This is a genomic window from Streptomyces turgidiscabies Car8, assembly GCF_000331005.1.
Lineage (GTDB): Bacteria > Actinomycetota > Actinomycetes > Streptomycetales > Streptomycetaceae > Streptomyces > Streptomyces turgidiscabies.
In genome coordinates, this window is record NZ_AEJB01000486.1 from 1 (window position 1) to 774 (window position 774).

The following is a 774-nucleotide window of genomic DNA, read 5'->3' on the forward strand; positions in this document are numbered from 1 at the left end:
GCCCCGCACGCGCCCGTCCCCGCCTGGACGGGCGCGTGAACTGCCGCAGCGTCCGCTCCAGACGCCCCTCCAGCAGCTTCCGGCGGGCGCCGTCGACGTCCGGATCCGGCCAGGAACGGACCAACCAGCCCCGTACATCCGGTCGTTGAGGATTCGACATGACTGCCGTGTTCAGGTCGGGGGCATGGATCCCGTGAACGCGTTCGATCAGGAGGGGACAGTACACCGGCGTCCGGGCGGGGGTCATGAAGAGGCAGGCGCGAGGGGGCGGTCCCGTAACCATCGGGGCCTTCTCGGCGAAAACGGCGGAGGAAACGACCGAGAACGACCACGACCACGGCGATGGCAACGACGACAACGGCAACGCCGTCGGCGACGGCGGCGGCACGCACCGGGGGGAGGCGTCGTACATGAGGCGCAGGCTGGGCTGTTCGGATCTGCGGGAGGTACCGGAGGCCCGTAGGGCACTGCGCGAGCTGTTGCGGCACTGGGGGCGGCCCGGCTGCTCCGAGATAGCGGAACTGCTCACCAGCGAGCTGGTCACCAACGCGCTGGTCCACACCGACCGCGACGCGGTGCTGACGGCGACCGTCTCACCGCACGGACTACGCGTGGAGGTACGGGACTTCGTGGGACGCAGGCCGAGGATGCGCGCACCGGTCGCCGACGACGGTACGCATGGCAGAGGGCTGGTTCTGGTGGAGTCCCTCGCCGACGCGTGGGGAGTCAGGGCGCACGGCGTGGGCAAGGCGGTGTGGTTCGAACTGAACGGGG

At 70.3% G+C, this 774-nt stretch carries 1 protein-coding gene; it reads left to right on the forward strand.

The features are described 5' to 3' along the window. Positions 1–410 precede the first annotated feature (410 nt). The coding region (locus STRTUCAR8_RS34960; RefSeq protein WP_044473428.1) for an ATP-binding protein at positions 411–774 on the forward strand (364 nt) is incomplete at its 3' end.